Origin of the sequence: Pseudomonas sp. WS 5079, assembly GCF_012985465.1 — a bacterium.
Classification (GTDB): Bacteria; Pseudomonadota; Gammaproteobacteria; order Pseudomonadales; family Pseudomonadaceae; genus Aquipseudomonas.
In genome coordinates this window covers 387,559-411,257 of record NZ_JAAQWN010000002.1, presented here as the reverse complement: position 1 = coordinate 411,257, position 23,699 = coordinate 387,559, and the positions used below count along the sequence as shown (strand labels likewise).

Annotated in this window: 19 protein-coding genes; 11 read left to right on the top strand and 8 right to left on the bottom strand. The window is 59.6% G+C overall.

Annotation, left to right across the window (positions count from 1 at the left end):
• Nucleotides 1–59 precede the first annotated feature (59 nt).
• From moaC to HBO05_RS06300, 5 genes are all read left to right on the top strand, one after another.
• Nucleotides 60–533 (top strand): cyclic pyranopterin monophosphate synthase MoaC, encoded by a 474-nt coding sequence (moaC, locus tag HBO05_RS06320; protein ID WP_057438233.1) that lies wholly within the window; start codon nucleotides 60–62, stop codon nucleotides 531–533.
• Nucleotides 530–772, top strand: coding sequence for a molybdopterin converting factor subunit 1 (gene moaD / locus HBO05_RS06315; RefSeq protein WP_169954540.1), 243 nt, complete (start codon nucleotides 530–532; stop codon nucleotides 770–772). The genes moaC and moaD overlap by 4 nt, the downstream gene beginning before the upstream one ends.
• A 2-nt stretch (nucleotides 773–774) precedes the next feature.
• Nucleotides 775–1,221 carry a molybdopterin synthase catalytic subunit MoaE gene (gene moaE / locus HBO05_RS06310; RefSeq protein WP_169954539.1) on the top strand — a complete coding sequence of 149 codons (447 nt, stop codon included), beginning with the start codon at nucleotides 775–777 and terminating at the stop codon, nucleotides 1,219–1,221.
• A gap of 223 nt (nucleotides 1,222–1,444) precedes the next feature.
• Complete coding sequence (locus HBO05_RS06305) at nucleotides 1,445–3,403, top strand: hypothetical protein (protein ID WP_172312067.1); 1,959 nt, start codon at nucleotides 1,445–1,447, stop codon at nucleotides 3,401–3,403.
• A 36-nt stretch (nucleotides 3,404–3,439) separates the two neighbouring features.
• Nucleotides 3,440–8,368 carry an RHS repeat-associated core domain-containing protein gene (locus HBO05_RS06300; protein WP_346343153.1) on the top strand — a complete coding sequence of 1,643 codons (4,929 nt, stop codon included), beginning with the start codon at nucleotides 3,440–3,442 and terminating at the stop codon, nucleotides 8,366–8,368.
• Between the two features lie 17 nt (nucleotides 8,369–8,385).
• On the opposite strand, the gene HBO05_RS06295 is transcribed toward HBO05_RS06300, so the two are convergent.
• From HBO05_RS06295 to HBO05_RS06285, 3 genes are all read right to left on the bottom strand, one after another.
• Nucleotides 8,386–9,513, bottom strand: coding sequence for an FAD-binding oxidoreductase (locus tag HBO05_RS06295; protein ID WP_170056773.1), 1,128 nt, complete (start codon nucleotides 9,511–9,513; stop codon nucleotides 8,386–8,388).
• 145 nt (nucleotides 9,514–9,658) lie between these two features.
• Nucleotides 9,659–11,134 carry an ATP-dependent RNA helicase RhlB gene (gene rhlB / locus HBO05_RS06290; protein WP_172312065.1) on the bottom strand — a complete coding sequence of 492 codons (1,476 nt, stop codon included), beginning with the start codon at nucleotides 11,132–11,134 and terminating at the stop codon, nucleotides 9,659–9,661.
• 78 nt (nucleotides 11,135–11,212) lie between these two features.
• Nucleotides 11,213–11,887: an alpha/beta fold hydrolase gene (locus HBO05_RS06285; RefSeq protein ID WP_169954534.1), complete on the bottom strand. Its 675-nt coding sequence runs from the start codon at nucleotides 11,885–11,887 to the stop codon at nucleotides 11,213–11,215.
• A gap of 344 nt (nucleotides 11,888–12,231) precedes the next feature.
• On the opposite strand from HBO05_RS06285, the gene HBO05_RS06280 reads away from it, so the two are divergent.
• From HBO05_RS06280 to HBO05_RS06265, 4 genes are all read left to right on the top strand, one after another.
• Nucleotides 12,232–13,263, top strand: a complete 1,032-nt coding sequence (locus HBO05_RS06280) for an amino acid ABC transporter substrate-binding protein (RefSeq protein ID WP_169954533.1) — start codon at nucleotides 12,232–12,234, stop codon at nucleotides 13,261–13,263.
• A gap of 72 nt (nucleotides 13,264–13,335) precedes the next feature.
• On the top strand, nucleotides 13,336–14,517 hold the full coding sequence (locus tag HBO05_RS06275) for an amino acid ABC transporter permease (protein ID WP_170041785.1): 1,182 nt from the start codon (nucleotides 13,336–13,338) through the stop codon (nucleotides 14,515–14,517).
• 10 nt (nucleotides 14,518–14,527) lie between these two features.
• Complete coding sequence (locus tag HBO05_RS06270) at nucleotides 14,528–15,625, top strand: amino acid ABC transporter permease (protein WP_172312063.1); 1,098 nt, start codon at nucleotides 14,528–14,530, stop codon at nucleotides 15,623–15,625.
• 11 nt (nucleotides 15,626–15,636) lie between these two features.
• Nucleotides 15,637–16,401 carry an amino acid ABC transporter ATP-binding protein gene (locus HBO05_RS06265; protein ID WP_169954530.1) on the top strand — a complete coding sequence of 255 codons (765 nt, stop codon included), beginning with the start codon at nucleotides 15,637–15,639 and terminating at the stop codon, nucleotides 16,399–16,401.
• Between the two features lie 56 nt (nucleotides 16,402–16,457).
• On the opposite strand, the gene HBO05_RS06260 is transcribed toward HBO05_RS06265, so the two are convergent.
• Entirely contained in the window at nucleotides 16,458–16,952 is a 495-nt protein-coding gene (locus HBO05_RS06260; RefSeq protein WP_170056775.1) for a type II toxin-antitoxin system MqsA family antitoxin, read from the bottom strand.
• The gene (locus HBO05_RS06255) at nucleotides 16,949–17,260 is read right to left on the bottom strand and encodes a type II toxin-antitoxin system MqsR family toxin (protein WP_169954528.1); all 312 of its coding nucleotides are present in this window, start codon (nucleotides 17,258–17,260) and stop codon (nucleotides 16,949–16,951) included. Before HBO05_RS06255 ends, HBO05_RS06260 begins: the two co-directional genes overlap by 4 nt.
• 159 nt (nucleotides 17,261–17,419) lie before the next feature.
• On the opposite strand from HBO05_RS06255, the gene HBO05_RS06250 reads away from it, so the two are divergent.
• Both HBO05_RS06250 and HBO05_RS06245 read left to right on the top strand, forming a co-directional pair.
• On the top strand, nucleotides 17,420–18,079 hold the full coding sequence (locus tag HBO05_RS06250) for a FadR/GntR family transcriptional regulator (RefSeq protein ID WP_172312061.1): 660 nt from the start codon (nucleotides 17,420–17,422) through the stop codon (nucleotides 18,077–18,079).
• A complete protein-coding gene (locus HBO05_RS06245; protein WP_172312059.1) occupies nucleotides 18,069–19,349 on the top strand; it encodes a CynX/NimT family MFS transporter in 1,281 nt (426 codons plus the stop codon). Before HBO05_RS06250 ends, HBO05_RS06245 begins: the two co-directional genes overlap by 11 nt.
• Here the strand turns inward: HBO05_RS06245 and HBO05_RS06240 are convergent.
• From HBO05_RS06240 to HBO05_RS06230, 3 genes are read right to left on the bottom strand one after another with little or no spacing between them, the layout of a single operon-like run.
• Nucleotides 19,346–19,993, bottom strand: coding sequence for a DUF1120 domain-containing protein (locus HBO05_RS06240; RefSeq protein ID WP_170056777.1), 648 nt, complete (start codon nucleotides 19,991–19,993; stop codon nucleotides 19,346–19,348). The genes HBO05_RS06245 and HBO05_RS06240 overlap by 4 nt on opposite strands.
• 17 nt (nucleotides 19,994–20,010) lie before the next feature.
• A complete protein-coding gene (locus HBO05_RS06235) occupies nucleotides 20,011–21,153 on the bottom strand; it encodes a DUF1120 domain-containing protein (RefSeq protein WP_170041791.1) in 1,143 nt (380 codons plus the stop codon).
• Nucleotides 21,154–21,164: 11 nt separating this feature from the next.
• On the bottom strand, nucleotides 21,165–23,588 hold the full coding sequence (locus HBO05_RS06230; RefSeq protein ID WP_172312057.1) for a fimbria/pilus outer membrane usher protein: 2,424 nt from the start codon (nucleotides 23,586–23,588) through the stop codon (nucleotides 21,165–21,167).
• Nucleotides 23,589–23,699: the final 111 nt, after the last annotated feature.

Here is a 23,699-nt window from a genome sequence, read left to right as displayed (position 1 = left end):
TCCCACCTTTTGATCTGCGTTGGGTTTACAATCGGGGGCTTCTGATCAGGAGTATCCCCGTGCTGACTCATCTCGATTCCCAGGGCCGTGCCCATATGGTCGACGTCACCGACAAAACCGTGACGTTCCGTGAAGCCGTGGCCGAAGCGCGGGTGCGCATGCTGCCCCAGACCCTGCAAATGATCGTCGACGGCGCCCACCCCAAGGGCGATGTGTTCGCCGTGGCCCGCATCGCCGGGATCCAGGCGGCGAAGAAAACCAGCGACCTGATCCCCCTGTGCCATCCGCTGATGTTGACGGGCGTCAAGGTTGAGCTGGCCGCCGAAGGGGAAAATACCGTACACATCATCGCCCGCTGCAAACTGTCCGGGCAGACCGGCGTGGAAATGGAAGCGCTGACGGCCGCCAGTGTCGCCGCACTGACCATCTACGACATGTGCAAGGCGGTGGACCGTGGCATGACCATCGAGAACATCCGCCTGCTGGAAAAGCTTGGCGGCAAGAGCGGGCATTTCAAGGCGGACCAGGCATGAGCATCCACGTACTGTTTTTTGCACGCTACAGCGAGGCGGTAGGCCTGGACTCCCTGGAGGTCGAAGGCGACTTCGCCACCGTCGATGCCGTGCGCCAGGCACTGGCCGCAGATCCTGGCTTCGAGGTGCTCAATGAGGCCAGCCTGATGTGCGCGCGCAACCAGGAACTGTGCGCCCTCGACGAGCCTTTGCAGGCCGGCGATGAAGTGGCCTTCTTCCCGCCCGTGACCGGAGGCTGACCATGGCCATTCGTGTGCAAGCCCAACCCTTTGACCCCGGCGCCGAAGTCAACGCCATGCACGCCGCCAATGTAGGCGTGGGCGCAGTGGTGAGCTTTGTCGGCTATGTACGCGATTTCAACGACGGCCTCGATGTGGCGGGGATGTTCCTCGAACACTACCCCGGCATGACCGAAAAGGCCCTGGCCAAGATCGCTGTCGAGGCTGAGCAGCGCTGGCCGCTGCTCAAGCTGGAAGTGCTGCACCGCATCGGCGCCCTGGAGCCTGGCGAGCCCATCGTGTTCGTGGCGGCTGCCAGTGCCCATCGCCAGGCGGCGTTTGATGCCTGTGCGTTTGTGATGGACTACCTCAAGACCCGCGCGCCGTTCTGGAAGAAGGAAAACACCAGTGAGGGGCCGCGCTGGGTGGAGGGGCGCGACAGTGATCATGCGGCGGCGGATCGCTGGTAGTGGCGAGCAGCACCCACTACTAGCTCTATTTGACCTATAAAACCTTTGGTTTAGGCCAAAAGGTTCTGCACAACTGTCAATTCTGACAGTTGTTCGTCATTCTCCTTTAATACTTAATTACACTAACGGGCATTGGGTTTTCCTTTAGAGATAACCAGGCTGTATTAAGTAGTTATGCCTCCGATTGTACTTCATCGAAGATGAAAGTTTCAGGGAGAAAAAAATGACTGAGGAAAATAAACTGTCCAGGCTTTCCCATTTCAGGGTTACATGCCCGGATGGCTCGAACTTTACGGATAATCTTTATGCCAACGGGCGCCATCAATGTGAGGTTGTTGTTGAAGTAATAAAAGAGTGCCCAAATAGAATTGGGGTATGGGAGCGTACTGAATTAACTGATGAAGAAATTGAAAGTATCAGAGTTGTTTCGTTTTTTTCAGAAGATGGAGGATTTTTACCTAGTGGTTGGAGTTGTGATGAGAGAAAAAATATTTACAGTGAAGGGCTTTGGGAAGGTGATAAAAAAGTAGAACTGAAACCAACTGATTATAATCCGGGTCCCCTGGTTCAGAGGGTTTCTCGTTACTTGCGTTTCAGTTCGCAAGGCTCTATGGAGTCAGTCAGACTTGTAGCATGTATGGTTTTGAACGGTCAGGTTTATAAAACCAAGTCGTTGGCGAAAGATAGCGGTTTTGATTCGTCGGTTACCCTCCAGCCAGTGGTTCCATTTAGACTCTCTGTGAAAGATTTGGTTGAGTATAAACATGCAGCAGTTTCGGATACAACGTTCTATGCGACGGTGTATTATTGGACTCCTCCTGCTGGGGTGGTGTTCGTTGCGCAAGAAGGTCTTGATCGGCCGTTGGATATGGACTACGAGGGTGACCATTTTCAGACTGGTTACGCTTATGCAAAACAGGGCAATAACACTCCCCATAAGGGGGGGGTAGTTGTTAATAAGGAGAACTCTCCCGTTATGCGGTCGGATATATTCAAGCCTTACGGTGTTCCGGTTTACAACCATTATGTGCGGACTGATATGCGGCCGACCATCATGAGGGCAATAACGGCACGATCTCTTGCTTTGAAAGTTGATGTTACGCACGACTCGAATAGCACATGGAGTTTGATAGATAATTTTGGAAACTTACATCAGTTTGTATTGGAGTCGGCCGGTGCTGACTATGAAGGCTTGCGTATAAAAGATAAGGGGCCAAACCTAAACTTGACCTATTTCAAGATAAAGCTTCCTAATAATCAAACTTGGACGGATGCTCTTTATAGCAACGGTCGTCATCAGTGCAAGGTCCAGGTCGAGGTGCTATTGGAGCGCGAGGGTGCAGGTCCTGTTCCACTGACTGCAGAGCAGCGTGCTAGTGTGACGATTACACGTTACTCAACAAATGTACACGAAGTATTGCCGCCTGGATGGTCTTGTGATGTTGAAAAAAACATGTTTGACACGGGACGCTGGGTGAGAGATGGCATCATGGAAGATGAGCAACGCAACATAGGCCCGGATGATAATGGTTCGGTACCGTTTTCAGAAATAATTGATCGGTATATGCGTTTCGACTCGACCACTCCGATCGAAACTCAAAAATTCATGGCCAGAATCATAATAGATGGGGTTGTTTATACAACTAATCCGATATCTACTCCAGGTGGTAGTTCAATTGATATTCTTCCGATTAGACCATACCGTCTAAGCGTGCGCGATTTGACAGTTTATCATGATTTTGATGCGCAGCATGATGCTAATAGTGACGCAGATGTTTTTTATTATAATCCACCGGCGGGACTGAGGATTGTCTCCACGATGGGACTTGACAACCCTTTGCAAGTCAATGATGAGGGTGATTACTTTCAAACGTCATTTTCGCAAAGAATCAACAGAGATGGATATCGGTATTGTAAGGCCGGTGTTGTCTTGCAAAAAGATGTGCCAGGCTTGAAGCTGCGGACTCATGATGTTCAGAAAAATGCAAACTTTCGTAATCCTTATATTGAATACAATGTTGTGTCTACTATTTTTCGTGTAGTGAAAATTTGGACAACAAATCCAATTGTTGAAGGTGATACAAAAAGTACATTGCGTGTCTGGGATAATTTTGGATGTGAGCATAGATTTTTTATAGTGAAGGCGGACAGTGGGCGTAGTTTAGAACTGAGAGATGCATGAGTGTGCGATTTCTGATGGCGAGTTCGGGTATGTAGTGTGCGTTTGGATTTAACTATTTTGCTGGTTGTCTGTACAGTTGAGGAGTTAAAAATGAATGTCTATTCTAATGCTTTTAATTTCAGTTCGTATCTCAACGGTTCAGTTGATCCGCGCACGGGGCAGTATGGTGGGCAAATTCGCTTGGCCACTTTGTATCCTGAAGGCCCACAAGAGGTGAGTCGGGATATTATGCTGTCGTTTTCTATGCTTAATTCAATTAATAGCCCTTACGGTATCGGATGGCAGCTCAGTAATACTTCATTTGATTTGGTCAGCCTGAATTTTACCTTGCTCAATGGCGGAAGATATCAAACCAGTGGTCTGCCTTCGGTAGGCGGCACGATGATATTCAAGGATTACAAGTTAAAAGATCTAGTCGTCAAACGGCCGGATACCAATACGCTGCATGTAATTTACAAAGATGGATCTGTAGAAGTTTTACGTCGCACAAGCAGTACTGTGCCGTACCGGATAGACGCTATATTGTTCGAGAATGGCGAGCGCTTGACTTTCCGGTACGGCACTACAGGTTTTTTGGAGCGGATCCTCAACCATAAGCAAGAAGATCTACTTATTCTGACCTACTCCACCGGGCGTTTGTCGTACGTAGATGCTCGGGTCGAAGGGGGGCGTTATGCCCGCATTCAATTTACACAGATCAATAATCTTTTGACGAGAGTGACGGCCCCCTATGATCGTAATGAACCGCCCGGCGCTGCGGCTTATGCGTTTGAATACTGGCCGGAGTTTCGCAACGGCCTGGTCCCTCTTAAGCGAGTTTATTCGCCGATGGGTGGGGAGGAACTGATTAGTTATGAGGAGAACGGGCACCAATATGCCAACAACCAATACATTCCACGGGTCGTCCGTTGGGTGCAGACACCAGGGGCCAGTCAGCCGGACATGATCCGGACCTATGCCTACAGTCAGGGCAAGAATTTTACCGGTTACCCGTTCTCCGGCGGTTTTCGCGAAGGCGAAGACAACCTGTACTTGGTAGGCAGCGCTTATGACTACTGGACCGAAGAGACCAGCCGCAGTGCTAATAATGCGGTGCTGAGCGTCAGCCGCACCACCTATAACAAGTTTCACCTGTTGACCGAAGAACGGGTTACGCGTGAGGGGACGCGGACCCAAATGAACATCACGTACAACACGGTCCCCGGCCTGTTTCCCGCCCAGCCAGCCAATCTCCACCTTGCCAAAACCATCACCAAACGCTATGAGCTAGTGGCTGGTGGTACCCCGAGGGAAGAGATCCAGCAGATAGAAACTGACGACTACGGCAACGAACTCAGTCGCACTGAGCCTTCCGGTATCCGTACCGAATACAGCTATTACCCGATTGCGGGAGAAAGCGGCAAGTGCCCTGCCGACCCCCACGGTTTGTTCCAGCGCTACCTCAAAGAAGAGCGACTCGTGCCCGTAGGAGGCGCGCCTGCCGCGCGGCTCACGGAATATACCCATACACGTGTCCCGCAGACGGGCAGTAGCTATTTTGTGCTGCAGCAATCCATCAACCAGGCTGGTGTGCTGGCCATGCAGCAGACTTATTACCAAACCCCTGTCGAGCTGGCTGGCCGGTTGAAGAGCGCCACCAGTACGGTCGGCGGGCAGGCGCTGACCAGTGAGTTCAGTTACGTGATTCAAGGCGATAATGTGCTCGAAACCCGGCGGCTGAAGGGGCGCGAGGGGCAATGGCTTGAGGCCAAGCGCACGCTTTCGCTGGTCAATCGACGCCTGTTGTCGATGACGCGAGACGGCGAAAGCACTCTGGATCTGGCTTACGACGTCAGTGGCCGATTGACGGTGGAAACGGTTGCTCCCGGCACACCGCAAAAAGCCACGCGGCAATACGCCTACCATTTTGCGCAGGGGGTGACGCGTGCCCATTTGATCACCACGGATGCGCAAGGGATCAAGGCCATTACTTACTATGATGGTGCTGGCCGCCAGGTGGCCGAAGCACAGGTGATCGGCTCGAATCAGGAGCGACCCACTTGTACCTGGCGTTATGACGCGCTCGGGCAAACCGTCGAAGTGGTCGATATGGATTACGTGACCGAAGGGCAACGCTTGTTGAAAAGCACCCACACCTACAACCGCTGGGGCAACGCGAGCCGTGTCACCCACGCCGATGGCCGCGTAGTGATCAATGAGTACGACCCGCTGTTCAATCTCACGGAAGAGGGCGTTGTGGGCGGGGAACGCCGTATTACCTATTTCAATGCCTACAACCAGCCGATCAAGGTCGAGCGCCTGGATGCCAGCAACAATAAAGTTGAAGTGGAGTCGTACACCTACGATGGCCTGGGGCGATGCCTGACGGTATTGGATATCAATAAAACCCTCACTGAGTTGACTTACGACGGGTTTGACCGGCTGGTGACGACCCTGCAGAAACCGGTCGACGGTACCCCGCAGCGGCTGAGTAAAACTGACTACGTCCCAGGAACCAGCAGTGAGTTGGCCAGTGCCATCACCGTCGACGGCAAGCGGTTGGGGGCCCGTACTTACGACAGCCTGGGCCGGATGACCAGCCAGGTGCGTGGGACGGGACAGGCTACGACCTGGGAATACGAGGCCGGTTGGTTTGAACCTATTGCCATGGTTTCCCCCCGGGGTGGGCGCCAGGTCATGACCTATGACAAGCAACTCGATGTGCCGACTCGGATTGAGATGACAGGACTGCCGGTGAGCACCTACCGGTATGATCCGGTGGGCGGAGCATTGACGCGTTCGGAGGCCAATGGCCTGATCCATGAGCTTTTCCAGGATGCCATCGGCCATCCCGAGAAGGACATTCAAACCGCCAGCGGTACGTCGCTGACTTCCCAGTATGGCTACTCCCCCGCAGGGCGCCTGCTGCATCAGACCTCAGCCGATGGCCAGCGCAGTGCGCTTGCATACGATACCCTCGGGCGATTTTCCAAGATGACCACCGGCCCCCTGGTGATCGAACAGACTTACGATACCCTGGGCCGGCCGCAGAACCTGACCACCACCTATGAAAGCACGAAGATTCTCACACGCGTGACCTACGACTCGCTGGGTCGGGAAGCTGAGCGCCGCTTTGAGCAAAACGGTGCATTGTTCCAGGTGTTGGCCAGTACGTATTACGTCAACGGTATGTTGGCGACTCGGTTTCTTCGCAATGCGAGTTCACAGGTGGTCATTGGCGAGACCTTCACCTACGACGCCTACCTGCGGCTCAAGACCTATCGCTGTGAGGGGCCTGAACATCCCAAGGATCACCTGGGCCGGGGCATTGTCGAGGAGGATTACACCTTCGACAGCCTCAATAACATCACGCGGGTCGTCACTGCATTTGCCGATGGCACACAAGACACCTGCCAACGTTATTTTACCGGTACCGACCCCACGCAGTTGACCCGCCTGACCCATACCCGCCCGGTGCAGGATGTCACCCTGACATATGATGCAGCGGGCAATTTGCAGGCGAGCCCAGAGGGCCACGCCTATACGTACAATGGCTTTGAACAACTGACGGCGGTGAAGGCCGGCCCCCTCAACTACAGCTATAAGTACGATGCCGAGGCGCGCCAGGTGCATGCATCCCGGGGCGCTGAACCGCCCGTGATGCTGGCATACGCCGGTCGGCGTCTGGATCTGCTGGTTGAAGGCAGTAAAAAGATCCGTTTCGCTGACGGTGGGGATGAGGTGATGGCGCGCAGTGGTGGCGTGGACGGCCCACAACTGCATATGAACGATGCCAGCGGTAGTGTGCGCGGCCTGTCAACTCCCGGTCAGCCCCATGTCCGCCGGCACTACACGCCCTATGGTGATGCATATATCCCCCTGGATGATGGCAAGGTCCGCAGCATGGCCGACCTGCAACTGCCGGCGTTCAATGGCGAACGTCTGGATGTGCCGACCAACCTGTATTTCCTCGGTAATGGTCTGCGGGCCTACAGTCCTAGCCTGAGGATGTTCTTGCAGCCTGATCTGTTGGGCCCATTTGATGAGGGGGGGATCAATTGCTATGCCTACTGTGTCGGCAACCCGATCAACATGCGCGATCCTAGTGGGATGTGGCCTGGCTGGGTGAAGTGGGTATTGACCGGGGTAGCACTGGCGTTGTCGGTGGTAACGCTTGGGTTTGGGGCTGTCGGTCTTGCGGCCACGGTATCAGCTGCTGCAGCTTCGGCAACGTCAGTTGCTGCGGGGTTAGCTGCGGCAACAGTGGCGATGACCGCTGTGGGGGCGCCGGTCGTTGCGGGGGTTTTTGCGGGCGCGGCAGCCACTGCGACTGCGGCTGGCGCTACGATTGCCGCTGCCGCCGCTGCCGCCACAGGGTGGGTTATCGCCTCCAAGGCAGCGATCACCGTCGGAGCGGGGCTCGGTGTTGTCGGCGGGACGTTGAGTGTCGCGGGGCTGGCTACTGCCGAGGTCGATAAAGCCATGGGGTGGGACCGTTCGCAAATCATCCGTAGGCTGGGGCGGGCCTCCCTCGGGTTTTCAATTGCCTCGTTGGTAGTGGGTATTGGGGGGGCTTATACCTCGTGGCACATGACCTACACCTCTGCGGCCTCAAAGGCGGCCGGAACCGGAAAACTGCTGGAAAGTCCCGCCGCCTTGGGGTTAATCGCGGGGGGCAAACGCATGTTGGGCTTATCCTACAAATTCACCGATAAATGGGGCATCACCCCATACAGCCAGCTTTTTGGGGCTACACGGGCTGTATTGAGATTTACCAATCTGGGGCGCTCGATTCAAGCGAGAGTCGGCTCACCGGCCACACCTCGACCGGAAGGCGGCGGCCCTGCTCCAGCCCAACCCCAGTCACAACCCACTGCCAGTCGAGTGGTCGATATGCCCGGCAGCAGCGCCGGCTTCTACCAGTCATTCAGAGAGGAAGCCTCGCGCATTCGCCAGCCCATCCTGGGGGAATTGTATCGAGGGTAGTCTTGGCAAACGCCGCATTAACCCAGACGCCGGGGCGACAACATCGCCTCGTTCAACCCCGCTCCCACCAACGCTTCGGGTAACGCCAGCCCACGCACCAGCGCCGCGCTGGCCTGGCCCATCGCCGGTGAGGTCTGGATGCCGTAGCCACCCTGGGCCGCGACCCAGAACAAGCCCTCTACCTGCGGATCAAAGCCACACACCAGGTCGCCATCGCTGACAAAACTGCGCAGCCCGGCCCAGGTGCGCGTGGGGCGGCGGATGCTCAGGGTGGTGGCCTGTTCGATGTGATAAATCCCCGTGGCGATGTCCAGTTCTTCGGGTTGCACGTCGTGGGGCTCGACCGGGTCGGCATTGGCCGGGGAGCCGAGGAACATGCCGGCGTCGGGCTTCATGTAGAACGAGCCGTCGAGGGCGGCCAGCTCCGGCCAGGCATGGATATTCACGTCTGCCGGCGGGGCGAAGATAAAGGCACTGCGGCGCTTGGGTTGCAGGCCGATTTTTTCGGCGCCGGCCAGTTCCGCGACTTGGTCGGCCCAGGCCCCGGCGGCGTTGATGATCACTGGGGCACTGAAGCGCTGTTGCGCGGTGCGCACTTGCCACTGGCCTTGATCGTCACGGGCCAGTTTCTGCACCTCGTTGTCGGTGTGGATTTGCCCGCCATTGCGCCGAATGCCACGCAAGTAGCCCTGGTACAGCGCGTCGGTGTCGATATCGCAGACCGTCGGGTCGTAGATCGCGCCGTGGACTTTTTCCGCGCGCAGGATCGGCAGCATGCGCAGCGCCTGCTCGGCACTCAGCAGCCGCGTCTCGGGCACCAGGGCCTTGGCGCTCAGGTATTGGCGCTGCAACTCGTCAGGGTCGCCCACCAGGTCCACCAGCAGTTCGCCACGGGGCGTGAGCAAGGGGTGTTCGCTGAAACCTGCGGGCGGGTGATCGAAGAAGTCGCGGCTGCCCAGGGTCAGGGCGCGCACTTGCGGCGTGCCGTAGGCCGCGATGTACAGGGCGGCGGAGCGGCCGGTTGCGTGATAGCCCGGCATGGACTCACGCTCCAGCACGATGACGCGGGCGTGTCGAGACAGCCAGTAACCGGCGCTGGCACCGGCGATGCCGCCGCCGATGATGAGGTAGTCGGCCTGGTTCATGGGTTCCTCCTTGAATATAAAAGCGCTGAAAGCCAATGTGGGAGCGGGCTTGCTCGCGAATGCGGTGTGTCAGTCTCTGGAAATATTGACTGATCCACTGCATTCGCGAGCAAGCCCGCTCCCACATGGTTTACCGCATTCCAGCTTAAGGGCGTTTACGCTCTACGGGGCGCAGCAAGTGCGTCGGCGGCGTCTCGCAGCTGATCTTGCGGCCCAGCAGGGTTTCAATCGACGGCAATTGATACGAATCGTCTTCCCCGGCAAAGCTGATCGATACACCCGCAGCGCCCGCCCGGCCGGTACGACCGATGCGGTGTACGTAGTCGTCCGGCACTTCCGGCAGGGTGAAGTTGATCACGTGGCTGATGCCATCGATATGAATCCCGCGGCCCGCCACATCGGTGGCCACCAGCACGCGGATCTTGCCCTCGCGAAAGCCTTCCAGGGTCTTGATGCGCTTGTGCTGCGGCACATCGCCCGACAACTGCGCGGCGTTGACGCCATCGCGTACCAGGCGTTCTTCGATGCGCCGGACTTCGTCCTTGCGGTTGGCAAACACCATGACCCGCTCCCAGCCGTTGTCGTTGACCAGGTTGTAGAGCAGCTTGTATTTGTCGGCACCGGCCACGGCATAGATATGCTGCTCGACGTTCTCGCTGGCAACGTTCAGTGCCTCGATCTCGACGATGGACGGGGCGGTGGTCCATTGCTTGGCAAGGTTCATCACGTCTTCGGTGAAGGTCGCGGAGAACAGCAGGGTCTGGCGCTCGTTTTTCGGTGGGGTCTGGCGAATGATCTGGCGCACTTGTGGGATAAAACCCATGTCGAGCATCCGGTCGGCTTCGTCCAGCACCATCACCTCGACCATGTCCAGGTGCACGTCGCCGCGCTGGTTGAAGTCCAGCAAACGGCCCGGGGTGGCGACCAGGATGTCGCAGTGCCGCGCTTCCAGGTGCTTGAGCTGTTTGTCGAAGTCCATGCCACCGACGAACGTCATGACGTTGAGGCCGGTGTACTTGGTCAGGTCGGCGGCGTCCTTGGCGATCTGCACCACCAGTTCGCGGGTCGGGGCGATGATCAGCGCCCGTGGCTCACCCATGTAGCGCTCTTTGGGCGGTGGGGTCTGCAGCAACTGGGTAATGATCGAGATCAGGAACGCAGCGGTCTTGCCGGTGCCGGTCTGGGCGCGGCCGATGGCGTCTTTGCCGGCCAGGGTAAAGCCCAGGACCTGGGCCTGGATCGGTGTGCAATACGGAAACCCCAGGTCCTGGATGGCGTGCATCAGTTCCGGAGCCAGCTTGAAGTCATGAAAGCGAGTCTTGCCCTCTTGGGGCTCGACCACGAAGTCTTCCAGCTTCCACGGCTTTACCACAGGTTTTGGCGCGCGTTCGCGGCGCGGTTTTTCTGCACGCGGCGGTTCTTCTGCGGGCTGGGCGGCGACAGGGGCCGGGACAGCAGGCGTGGCGGGCGGCGGTTTTGGCGAGGCAACAGGCGCGGTTCGGCCAGGCTGTTTACCATCATTGCGGCTGCCGGACGTTTGGACAGGGGCGCTGGGAACAGGGGCGAGTGGTTCAGCCTCGCTTTTACCGAACATCTTCTTGAGTGCTTTGAGCACGGTCATCTCATCAATTGGTTAAGGAATGTACGCCGGCCAGTGTAATGCAAGAATCGGGCGCGGCGTAGTGCGTTGGTCATGCGGCTACATAATGGCGGGCTTTGAGCCCAGGCGGCCGGACAACCAGGTGCCGATGTCGCGGATTTCTTCGGGTAACACCTCGTGACCCATTGGGTATTCCTGCCATGTCACGGTGACACCACGCAGCTTTAAATGCTCGTAGGCGCTGCGGCCCATGGCGTTCTGCACCACCTCATCGTACTGGCCATGCAGGCACAGGGCTGGAATTCGCTGCTGGCTGGCGGACAGTTCCAGCTCATCGCTGAAAGTCGGCGCATAAGTGGAGAGGGCAAGCACGCCACCCAAGGCACCCTGCCATTTCACAAACGCGGCGTGCAGGACCACGGCGCCACCCTGGGAAAAGCCGGCAAGGAAAATTCGCGAGGCGTCTATCCCGCTGGCTTTTTGTTGTTCGATCAAATCGATGACCATGTCTGCCGACTCATCCAGCTGTTCGCGGCTGATGGCCCGTGCCGGACTCATGGCCAATATGTCGTACCAGCTTGGCATCTCGTAGCCACCATTGATGGTCACCGCACGGGTCGGCGCCTGGGGCAATACAAAGCGCGTCGACAGCAAGGTTTCCTGCAACGCTTCGGCCACTGGCAGGAAGTCGTAGCGATCGGCACCCAGGCCATGCAACCAGATTACGCAGGCGTCTGCGGGCTTGGCGGGCTGAAGAATCAAGGGTTCGGTCATGTTTGCTCCAAAAATGTGCGTGCGCGCCGATGGGGGGCGTCGGGGCGGTGCGTGGACGGTGGCTCAGTTAACAAGATGTCGCATGGTTGACTGTTTTGCGATGGATCCTGGGCTGAAACGGCTCAGCAGACACTCTGGTACGCCGCTTGCTATGTGTAGGTCGATGTCAGAACTATCTGAGGACGGTAACACTATCAGTGACTGCCGCCTCTGGGATAGCCGCTGCAATTACAGCGAAAGCCTCTGTCGCTTGACCCAAAAAAAAGCCAACACGGGTCGATATCGCCTCATAAGGGTGCGCAGAGGTTGGAGCTCCGACACAACAAGAGCAATTGGAGGTTTGAATGAAGGTATTGAAGTCTACCCTGGCCATCGTGACCGCGGCGACCGTCCTGGGCATCAGTGGCCTGGCCCAGGCCGGTGCCACCCTGGATGCGGTACAGAAGAAAGGTTTTGTGCAATGTGGCGTCAGTGATGGTTTACCGGGGTTCTCGGTGCCGGATGCCAGCGGCAAGATCCTCGGGATCGACGCTGACTACTGCCGCGCCGTGGCCGCTGCCGTGTTCGGTGACGCGACCAAGGTCAAGTTCAGCCAGTTGAATGCCAAGGAGCGTTTCACCGCGCTGCAGTCTGGCGAAGTCGACATCCTCTCGCGCAACACCACCATGACCAGCTCCCGTGATGCGGGCATGGGCCTGAAATTCCCAGGGTTCATCACCTACTACGACGGCATCGGCTTTTTGGTCAACAGCAAGCTGGGGGTAAAAAGTGCCAAGGAACTGGACGGTGCAACCATCTGCATCCAGGCCGGTACTACCACTGAGCTGAACGTTTCCGACTACTTCCGTGGCAATAACCTCAAGTACACCCCGATCACCTTCGATACCTCCGACGAAAGCGCCAAGTCCCTGGAGTCCGGGCGCTGCGACGTGCTGACCTCCGACAAGTCGCAACTGTTCGCCCAGCGCAGCAAACTGGCCGCGCCGAAAGACTACGTGGTATTGCCGGAAACCATTTCCAAGGAGCCCCTGGGCCCGGTCGTGCGCAACGGCGACGACGAGTGGCTGGCCATCGTGCGTTGGGTAGGCTACGCCATGCTCAATGCTGAAGAAGCCGGCGTCACCTCGAAAAACGTCGAGGACCAAGCCAAGTCCACCAAGAACCCGGACGTTGCGCGTCTGCTGGGGGCTGACGGCGAATACGGCAAAGACCTGAAAGTGAAGAAGGACTGGGTGGTACAGATCGTCAAGCAGGTCGGCAACTACGGCGAAGTGTTCGAGCGCAACCTGGGCAAGAGCACCCCACTGGAAATCGACCGTGGCCTGAACGCGCTGTGGAACAACGGTGGCATTCAATACGCACCACCAGTGCGCTGATAGCTGATGGTTCTATCACCCGGTGGGCCAACCGCCGGGTGATGTTCTGTTCCATTATTCCTGGGGCACTTAATGCAAACTCAAATCGGCGCACCAAAACAGAAGCTCAGCTTCAGTGATCCAAAAGTGCGTGGGTGGCTGTTCCAGATCATCACCATCGTGGCGGTGGTCTCGTTGGGCTGGTACCTGTTTAACAACACGCAAACCAATCTTCAGCACCGGGGCATTACCTCCGGTTTCGACTTCCTGGAGCGCAGTGCCGGGTTTGGCATCGCTCAGCATTTGATCGACTACACCGAATCGGACAGTTATGCCCGGGTCTTTGTGATCGGCCTGCTCAACACCTTGCTGGTGACCGTGATCGGTGTGGTCCTGGCGACGCTGCTCGGGTTCGTCATTGGGGTGGCGCGGCTGTCACCGAACTGGATGATCAACAAACTGGCGACCGTGTATGTGGAAGTGTTCCGCAACATTCCGCCGTTGTTGCAGATCCTGTTCTGGTATTTCGCGGTGTTCCTGACCATGCCGTTGCCGCGCAACAGCCATAACCTGGGCGACACCTTCTTTATGAGCGCCCGGGGCCTGAATATGCCGGCGGCGCTGGCGGCCGACGGTTTTTGGCCGTTTGTGGCCAGTGTGGTGGTGGCCATCGTGGCAATCGTGCTGATGGCGCGTTGGGCCAACAAGCGCTTTGAAGCCACCGGCGTACCGTTCCATAAATTCTGGGCGGGCCTGGCGCTGTTCATCGTGATTCCGACGTTGTGCACCTTGATCTTCGGTGTGCCGCTGCACTGGGAAATACCCAGGCTTGCGGGTTTCAACTTTGTCGGCGGCTGGGTATTGATCCCCGAACTGCTGGCGCTGACCTTGGCACTGACCGTCTACACCGCCGCGTTTATCGCCGAAATCGTGCGCTCGGGCATTGAGTCGGTGAGCCACGGCCAGACCGAAGCTGCGCGCTCCCTGGGCCTGCGCCCGGGGCCTACGCTGCGCAAGGTCATTATCCCGCAAGCCCTGCGGGTGATCATTCCGCCTTTGACCAGCCAATACCTGAACCTGGCGAAAAACTCATCCCTGGCCGCCGGCATCGGCTACCCGGAGATGGTGTCGCTGTTTGCCGGCACGGTGCTCAACCAGACCGGCCAGGCCATCGAGGTCATTGCCATCACCATGAGCGTGTACCTGGCGATCAGCATCAGCATTTCCCTGCTGATGAACTGGTACAACAAGCGCATTGCGCTGATCGAGCGGTGAGGAAACCAGCATGACTTCCCATACTTTCAAACCTGACATGCCGCCACCGAACAAAGTGTTCGGGCCGATGGCATGGATGCGCGCCAACCTGTTCTCCAGTGGGTTCAACACCCTGCTGACGTTGCTGGCGATCTACCTGGTCTACTTGGTGGTGCCGCCGATTGTGCAGTGGGCGATCCTCGACGCGAACTGGGTCGGCACTACCCAGGCCGATTGCACCAAGGAGGGTGCTTGCTGGGTGTTTGTCCAGCAGCGCTTCGGGCAATTCATGTACGGCTATTACCCCGGCGACCTGCGCTGGCGCGTGGACCTGACCGTGTGGTTGGCCATCGTCGGCGTGGCGCCGTTGTTCATCTCGCGTTTTAAACCCAAGGCGATCTACGGCCTGGGCTTTCTGGTGGTGTACCCGATCATCGCCTTCTTCCTGCTGCACGGCGGAATCCTTGGCCTGGCCAACGTCGCGACCAGCCAATGGGGCGGGCTGATGCTGACCCTGGTGATCGCCACCGTCGGTATCGCTGGCGCCTTGCCGCTGGGCATCGTGCTGGCGTTGGGGCGGCGCTCCAAGATGCCGGCGATTCGCGTGATCTGTGTGACCTTTATCGAGTTCTGGCGCGGCGTGCCGTTGATCACGGTGCTGTTCATGGCGTCTGTGATGCTGCCGCTGTTCCTGCCAGAAGGCATGAACTTCGACAAGCTGCTGCGGGCGTTGATCGGCGTAATCCTGTTCCAGTCGGCCTACGTGGCGGAAGTGGTGCGCGGTGGCCTACAGGCGATTCCCAAGGGGCAATACGAAGCCGCCGCCGCGATGGGCCTGGGCTACTGGCGCAGCATGGGCCTGGTGATCCTGCCGCAAGCGTTGAAGCTGGTGATCCCCGGCATCGTCAACACTTTTATCGCGCTGTTCAAGGACACGAGCCTGGTGATCATCATCGGTCTGTTCGACCTGCTCAACAGCGTCAAGCAAGCCGCCTCCGACCCGAAATGGCTGGGCATGGCCACTGAGGGCTATGTGTTCGCGGCCCTGGTGTTCTGGATTTTCTGTTTTGGTATGTCGCGCTATTCCATTCATTTGGAACACAAGCTCGACACTGGCCACAAGCGTTAGGAGTTCTTTTGATGAGCGAAGCAATCAAACAGCCTGTGAGCCCTGAAGGCATTATCCAGATGCAGGGCGTCAACAAGTGGTACGGCCAGTTCCATGTGTTGAAAGACATCAACCTCAACGTCAAGCAGGGCGAGCGTATCGTGCTGTGCGGCCCGTCGGGCTCGGGCAAATCCACCACCATCCGCTGCCTCAACCGCCTGGAAGAACACCAGCAGGGGCGCATCGTGGTCGATGGCGTGGAGCTGACCAACGACCTCAAGCAGATCGAAAGCGTGCGCCGCGAAGTGGGCATGGTGTTCCAGCACTTCAACCTGTTCCCGCACCTGACCATCCTGCAGAACTGCACGCTGGCGCCGATGTGGGTGCGCAAGATGCCCAAGCGCAAGGCTGAGGAAATTGCCATGCACTACCTGGAACGCGTGCGCATCCCGGAGCAGGCCCACAAGTTTCCGGGGCAATTGTCCGGCGGCCAGCAACAGCGCGTGGCCATTGCCCGTGCCTTGTGCATGAAGCCGAAAATCATGCTGTTCGACGAGCCAACCTCGGCCCTCGACCCGGAGATGGTCAAGGAGGTGCTGGACACCATGATCGGCTTGGCTGAGGACGGCATGACCATGTTGTGCGTAACCCACGAAATGGGCTTTGCGCGCACCGTGGCCAACCGCGTGATCTTTATGGACAAAGGCGAGATCGTGGAACAGGCGGCGCCCAATGACTTCTTCGACAACCCGCAGAATGAGCGGACCCAGTTGTTCTTGAGTCAGATTTTGCATTGATTGCGATGTGATGTTCAAAAGCAAACCCGGCCTGGCGCCGGGTTTGTTTTTGCGGGCTAGGAAGCTTTGAGTGTTTCTGCGTCGTTGTTTACGGCATACGTGAAGGCTGCGCGCAAATCAGCACCTTCGGCGAGGACTTTTGCCTCCGCCAGCAAGTGTGGGTGACGGTCCAACAACCGCATCAACAGCACCAAGGGTTTGGGCGCCATAAGCTCACCGCGCTCATACCGAGAGAACGCGTTGTGGCCGCCCCCGGACAACCATTGCACCGCTTCCTTTTGTGTAAGGTGAAGTTTTCGACGGATGCGTTTCATCTCGGTGCCGATCATTTTCCGAGCTGCCAGAACCAACTCGTCACCTGCTTCTCCATAGCGATCGGCACTATCGGTCTCGGGGTCCCAAAAGCCGTCGCCGCAGGCTTTGCATTCCCAGCCTGAAAGATTGTCGACCCGACGCTCCATGCCGTGGACACTGATGGTTTCGCTGCGGCCCTCGAAATAGCTCAAGGCATCAGGGGCGCCACAGATGTAGCACAGCTCGGTTTTTTTCATGGATTTTTCTCCTTGAAGGAGATTACCGGAGGCCTTCCGTCTGTGCGGTAAGTGACCTTGATGTAAATCTCCCGGTCTTTTGAGTGAGTGTGGTACACGTCCTGCCAGACTCGATGGTCTCCATAAGTGGTCATCGACTTGTACAACATCCAGTTTTCCAACGCATAGATCACTTCCTGCATTTCCTCGATGCTCAAGCGCAGGTTCCAGGCACATTGCTGTGCTGTCTTGGTAAATGCGTTCCTCCCAAGCCGCCTGACATCCGCCTTTATCACCGCCAAATCGTAATGAGGTGTGTACTTTTCCATAAGACACCTGCGTTCAATAATTACCCTCAGAGGGTAATTTTACTAATCGAAAATTCGGTTCTTTTGCCCGCCTGAAAACCCTAGTGCGTTGCTTCCGTAGGCAACTCCGAATAGGCTGTACGAAAATTCATCCTATGATTGGACGAAAGCACCAGGCCCATGCCAAACATCGCCCCGCTTATCAAACGCTCCCTGGTCGATCTGGCCCTCGATCAACTGCGCCAGCGCATCACCCAGGGCAAGTGGGCCATTGGTGAACGCCTGCCCACCGAGCCGGAGCTGTCTGCCGAGCTGGGCATCAGCCGCAATACGGTGCGCGAGGCGATGCGCGTGCTGGCGTTTTCCGGGTTGATCGAGATCCGCCAAGGGGACGGCAGCTACCTACGCTCGATGACCGACCCGCTGGGGGTGATGAATGCCATGTCCCATTGCACCCTGGTCCAGGCCCAGGAGACGCGGCAGATTCTCGAAGTCGAGGCCATTGGCCTGGCGGCCTTGCGCCGTACGCCGGAGGATTTGCTACAGCTGCGCCAGGCGCTGCAGGCCAGTGGCGAGCACTACCACGGTGACCTGGAGCACTACATCCAGTGCGACCTGGTGTTCCACAAGCGCCTGGTGGATGCGGCCCACAACCCGGCCCTGAGTGAGCTGTACCAGTACTTTTCGAGCATTGTCGGCGCCCAGTTGCGCCAAACCCTGAATATCAAGCCGCGCCGCCAGGCGGTATTCGACCTGCATGTCGAACTGCTCGAGGCCGTGGAACAGCAGGACCCGGAGCGTGCCAAGGCGCTGTCCCGGCAGGTGATCAATGAACCTTGAACCCGAGAACGCCATGCCCCGTGCAGACAACGCCCTTGAAGAATTGCTGATCGACGCCGAAGCCGATGATGCGGTGGTCCAGCACAGCCCGGTGCAGGTGCATCGCCCGTGGCTGTTGTTGCTGGGCCTGATCCTGGTGGCGTTGAACCTGCGTCCGGCGCTGTCGAGCATGGCGCCGTTGCTCAGCGAAGTGTCCAGCAGCCTGGGGCTGTCGGCGGCCCAGGCCGGGCTGCTGACTACCTTGCCGGTACTGTGCCTGGGCCTGTTTGCGCCCATGGCGCCGATCCTGGCCCGCCGTTTTGGCGCCGAGCGGGTGGTGCTGGGGATTTTATTGACCCTGGCCGCCGGGATCATTCTGCGCAGCTCGTTCGGTGAGGTCGGGCTGTTCGCCGGCAGCCTGCTGGCCGGGGCCAGTATCGGCATCATCGGGGTGTTGTTGCCGGGTATCGTCAAGCGTGACTTTGCCAGGCAGGCCGGGGCCATGACCGGTGTCTACACCATGGCCCTGTGCCTGGGCGCGGCGTTGGCGGCCGGTGCCAGCGTGCCGTTGAGCCACTATTTCGCTGACAGCTGGAACATCGGCCTGGGCTTCTGGATGCTGCCGGCACTGGTGGCGGCGCTGTTCTGGTTGCCGCAAGTGGGGCACAGGCACGGTGCGCACCAGGTGGCTTATCGGGTCAAGGGGCTGTTGCGTGATCCGCTGGCCTGGCAGGTGACCTTGTATATGGGCCTGCAATCCTCCCTGGCCTACATCGTGTTCGGCTGGTTGCCGTCGATCCTCATCGGCCGTGGCCTGAGTGCCACCGAAGCCGGGTTGGCCCTGTCCGGCTCGATCATCGTGCAGTTGGCCAGTTCCCTGGCGGCACCCTGGTTGGCCACCCGTGGCAAGGACCAGCGCCTGGCAATCGTGGTGGTCATGCTGCTGACCCTCGGCGGTTTGTTCGGGTGCCTGTACGCACCGCTGGACGGTTTGTGGGGCTGGGCGATCCTGCTGGGCCTGGGCCAGGGTGGCACGTTCAGCCTGGCGCTGACCCTGATCGTGCTGCGCTCGCGCGACTCCCACGTGGCCGCCAACCTGTCGAGCATGGCCCAGGGCATCGGCTACACCCTGGCTTCCCTCGGCCCGTTCGCGGTCGGCCTGGTCCACGACTGGACCGGCGGCTGGACTGCCATCGGCTGGATTTTCGCGCTGATCGGCCTTGGCGCAATCGCCGCCGGGCTCGGCGCCGGGCGTGCGCTGTATGTGCAGGTCAGCAGCGAAAAACTCTAGAGGTACAGCACTTCCAGGGTCGCCGAGCCGTCGAGCGGGGTGTCGCGGCTCAGGTCCAGGTTCTGCCGGGCATTGATCACCGCTTCGACCTTGACCGTGCTGACCAGCTCCTGGATCGCCGACGGCCCGGCGGTGCTGCCCTGAATGTCGGTGAACCCCAAGTAGCTGTTGGCGCCGATATCGATGGGGTTGAGGTTGGCCGTGCGCCAGGCCAGGCCGCCTGTGGTGGACTCGGTGCCAAAGACCGTTGCGGTGCTGTCCACCAGGGTGTGGCGCGGGTCGAAGCTCATGGAGTAGAGGCCGATGCGATTGCCGCTGTGGTCCAGCCCCAGCCCGTAGTAAATCTCGCTGTTGACCGTGGCCGTGCCATCGCGATTGTCGCGCATGCGCAAGGCAAAGCGACTCGGGGCGTTGCAGCCGATACTGACTTGCAGTTGCTTGATTGGCAGGCGCGTGCCGCGTTCGAGGTTCAGGTCCTGCTGGGAAATCTTGCCGTAGTCGATCAGCCCGCCACTGGACAGCAGTGGGGTGCAGGCGGTGGGCGTGATCCGGCCCGTGACGCTCAGGTCGACGGTCGAGGCTGCTGTCGCAGGGAGGGCGGCCCACAGCAGCAGGGAAGAAACAGCCAGGCTCAAGTTGTTCATAAGACAGGTTCCAGAGGTCAGAGGTAGATGATTTCGAGGGTGCCGGAGCCGTTGATATGCACCACGTTGCGCAGGTCCAGGGACTGGATCGGAGCCAGGTAGGCCTTGACGCGTACCGTGCCGGCCAGGTGCTGGATGGCAATCGGGCCCTGGGTGTTGCCGACGCTGTTGGTGAAGCCCATCAGGCTGTTGGCGGCGATTGGGATTTGCCGGGCACTGGAGCTGCTCCACGCCCGGCCATTGCTGGTGGAGTCGGTGCGATACAGCGTGCCGAAACTATCGGCGCTGAAGTCTGCGGGGTCGATGTTCAGGTAGTAGCGTCCGATCTTGTTCCGGCTGGCGTCCAGGTCCAGGCCGTAGGCGGTTTCATCGGTGCCGCCGGTAGCCGAGCCGAAGCGGTTGTCATGCATCAGCAAGGCAAAGCGTGCGGGCGCATCGCAGCTCACGGAAAACTGCAAGGTGCGGGTGGGCAGTGGGTTTTCTTGGGTGGCGCTCAGGTCCTTGGCCAGCAACGTGCCGTAGTCCACCAGGCCGCCATTGGACAGCAATGGGGTGCAGGCGGCTGGGGCGAAGTGGGCGTGCAGGGTCAGTTCCCGGTAGCGCCCGCTCTGGCGTGCGTCGAATGTCCCGGACACTTCCCAGGTGGTTGCCTCACGCACGTGGGTGGCGGCCACATCGGCCCAGGCGCTGAGGCTCAGTTGCAGGGAAAACTGCCGGCCCTGGACCACGCTGGCACCTTGTACCGGTGCGACGCCATGGCCTGGCCGCCAGCTCAATGCGCTAGCGACGCTGGCCGGTGGCTGGCCGGCGCCAGGCAACAACCCCAGCTCCACGGCCTGGCCATCCAGCACGCCATCGCTGACATGCAGGGCATAGGTGCCGTGCTCGGTAAATTGCAGGCGGTGTGCATTTGCAGCCAGGGCGCTATAGAACACGCTCATGTCCGACGGTTGCGGGCAATTGAGGTTCAGGCTCAAGCGGCGTTCGCCGAGCAGACGCTGGGGGGCACTGTCGTTTTGTGCAAGACGGCTCATCTGGCCGAAGTCCAGCAGCGACTCGCTGATATTCAACTGGCACTCGTCATTGGCCAGGGCGTTGCCGGCGAGGCCGACGCTCAGCACTGCAGCGGTCAGTCGCCGCAGGGCGCGCAGAAGGGGCATGGTGATCTTCCTCATAAGGGGTTGCAGCGCGCGGGCGCGGTTTCGAAATACACCTGGGGATCGCCCTTGGCCGGCAGTTCGAACTGCAGCCGGCAACGCGCCAGACCTGGCGCGCTGACCCACAATCCCGATGGCTCCAGCACGTTGGGCAGAAACACCTGGCCGCTGTCCTGGACCAGGGTCACGAACTCGCCGCTGGCGGTACTGACCGAGGCCCCGCGGGGCAACAGCACGCCCTGTTCGGTGCGTGCGGTGAGCAACACCCGGCGGGTCAACGTCACTGCGAAGTCCACCCGATCCACCGCCCCGCGCCCGGCCGAGATCATCGTCAGGCCATTGTTGATATCGGCATTGCGCGGCAGCGAGCGGGTCTGCACTTCCACCGGGCTGCGGCCATAGGCGCTCACCTGGGGGACGACGGCCTGGCCTTGCCAGTCGGTCCATACCGGGCCGCTGGGGGTGCTCAGCTTGATCCCGCCCATGTCGCCCACCGCGACCACGGCAAAGGTGTCGCGCACCGGATAAGGGGAAAACGTCACGCCACCGTCGTGCACCACCACGCCGCCGCGGGCGCTGCCCTGGTAGCTTGAACGCTCGGCGTCGGAGCGGCTGTAACTGAAGTCCAGCTGGCTGTAGCGGGGCAGGGCGGAGACGCCGAGGGTGGTTTCCACTTGTTGGTCACGGGTATCGTGTTCGGCGCTGACGCGATAACTCAGTTGATCGTCGATCTGTTCGTTCAGTCCCAGCCCCGTGCGATGTTCGCCGCCCGAATTGCGGACCCAGCCCCGCACCCGACGGTTCTCACCCAACGGCAGGCTGACATTCAGGTACACCGCGTTGTCCTGCTGCTGGTGCCCGCCCATCTGCCACTCGGCACTGGCCGACAACGACACGCTACCGACGCTGGTGCCCCAGGACGCCAGGCCGCGGCTGCTGCTGTCGCCATCAAAGCTGCTGGAGCGCGACACCCCGGCACTGAACGCCCCCAGCCATGGGTGGGACCAGCCCACCGTGGCGCTCTGTTGATCGCGATAACGGGAGCGGCGCTGCTGGGTGGATTGCGGTTCATAGGTGGCTTCTTCCAGTTCCCGGTAGCCCGGTGTGCGCCAGGAGTTGGCTACGCTGAACGCCCATTGGTCATTCAGGCGCTGGGACCATGACAGGTCGGTCTGCACCCCCCGGACTTTGTCCGGGGCCTGGGTGTCGGCCACTTGGGTGGCCAATTGCACCTGGCTGTCGAGCCACGGCAGCCACCCCAGGCTCAGCCCCGCCGCCCGGTATTCGCTGGACGCCAGCACGCCACTGCCCAGGGACAGCTGCGGATGTACAGCGCCGGTCCAGCCCGCGCTGACCACCCACGGATCGTCGCCCTGGGCATCGCCGATATTGCGCACGCGGCCTGCCGCCACCGAATACCCCGGCGCGGGCAACCCAAGGCCGAGCATGGCGGCGGGGACCGTAAAGCGGCGTTCGCCACCGCTGCTTTCCTTGACCGTGACTTCGACGTCCGAGCGTGAGTTCAGGCGGCGCACATCGGTCAGGGAAAACGGCCCGGCTGGCACCACTGTGGAGTGAATCAACGCGCCGTTCTGCCGCACCTCGACCTGGGCCGGACTGTTGGCGATGCCTTCGATGGTTGCGCCCTGGCCTTGCTCCTGCAGGGCCTGTTCGGTGAGCACTTGCACCCCGGTGATCTGCGCGCCGGCCAGTACCGGGTTGTAGAGGTTGATCTGCCCCGTCTGCAGCACTGCCTGATGGTTGGCAAAGGTGCGTTGGGCGTAGGCTTCCAGGTGGGTGCTGCGCGACAGGCCATCCTGCCAGGTCTGTACCTGGCGGCTGCGCACGATCCAGTCACCGGCGTTGAAACCCACTTCGGTGTTGGCCGAGCCGAACCGGCTGTCGTCGTCACCGAAGCGGTTGTAGAACCCGGTGAGATCGTAATTGAGCAGGCCGGCAAATCCCCCGGTCCGATAGCCCGAGACGTCCTGTTGCAACGGCCGCAGCGCCTCGGTCGGCACCACCAGCGATACGCTGAGGTTGGCCGGCTCGGGTTCTACCAGGCTTTGCGGATACTGCGCGAGCACATCGTGACAGGGGCCGCTGTCATCGGGCACCACCAGGTTGGCGGCGTCCAGCAAGGCCTGGTCAAAGCACAGGCGGCCCTGTGCATCGAAGCGCACTTCCAGGCGCCCGCGGTGCTGGCCATTGACCCGCAAGGTCACGGCGTGCTGGCCTGCGGTAAAACGCGGGGCGTCCAGTAGCAGGCTGGCCAACTGCGGGTCGATACCGCGCTGGTGCAGGGTGGTGGCGTCGAAGCCCGGCTGCTCCTGGGCCCAGCCCGTGGCGGGCAATAGGACTCCCGCCAGCAGCAGGGTGGGGAAGGTGAACCGTGTGGGCACGGCGTTGCCGGCACGGCAGCTCAATACTGTTTTCACGAAAGGCACTCGAGTGATGGGCGTCTGTGCGCCCTGGCGACGGTCTTCGAGCAGGCCCACTGTGGGCGCCGGCTGACCAGCGAAAGCCGTCGACGATTGCGCGGGGGGTCT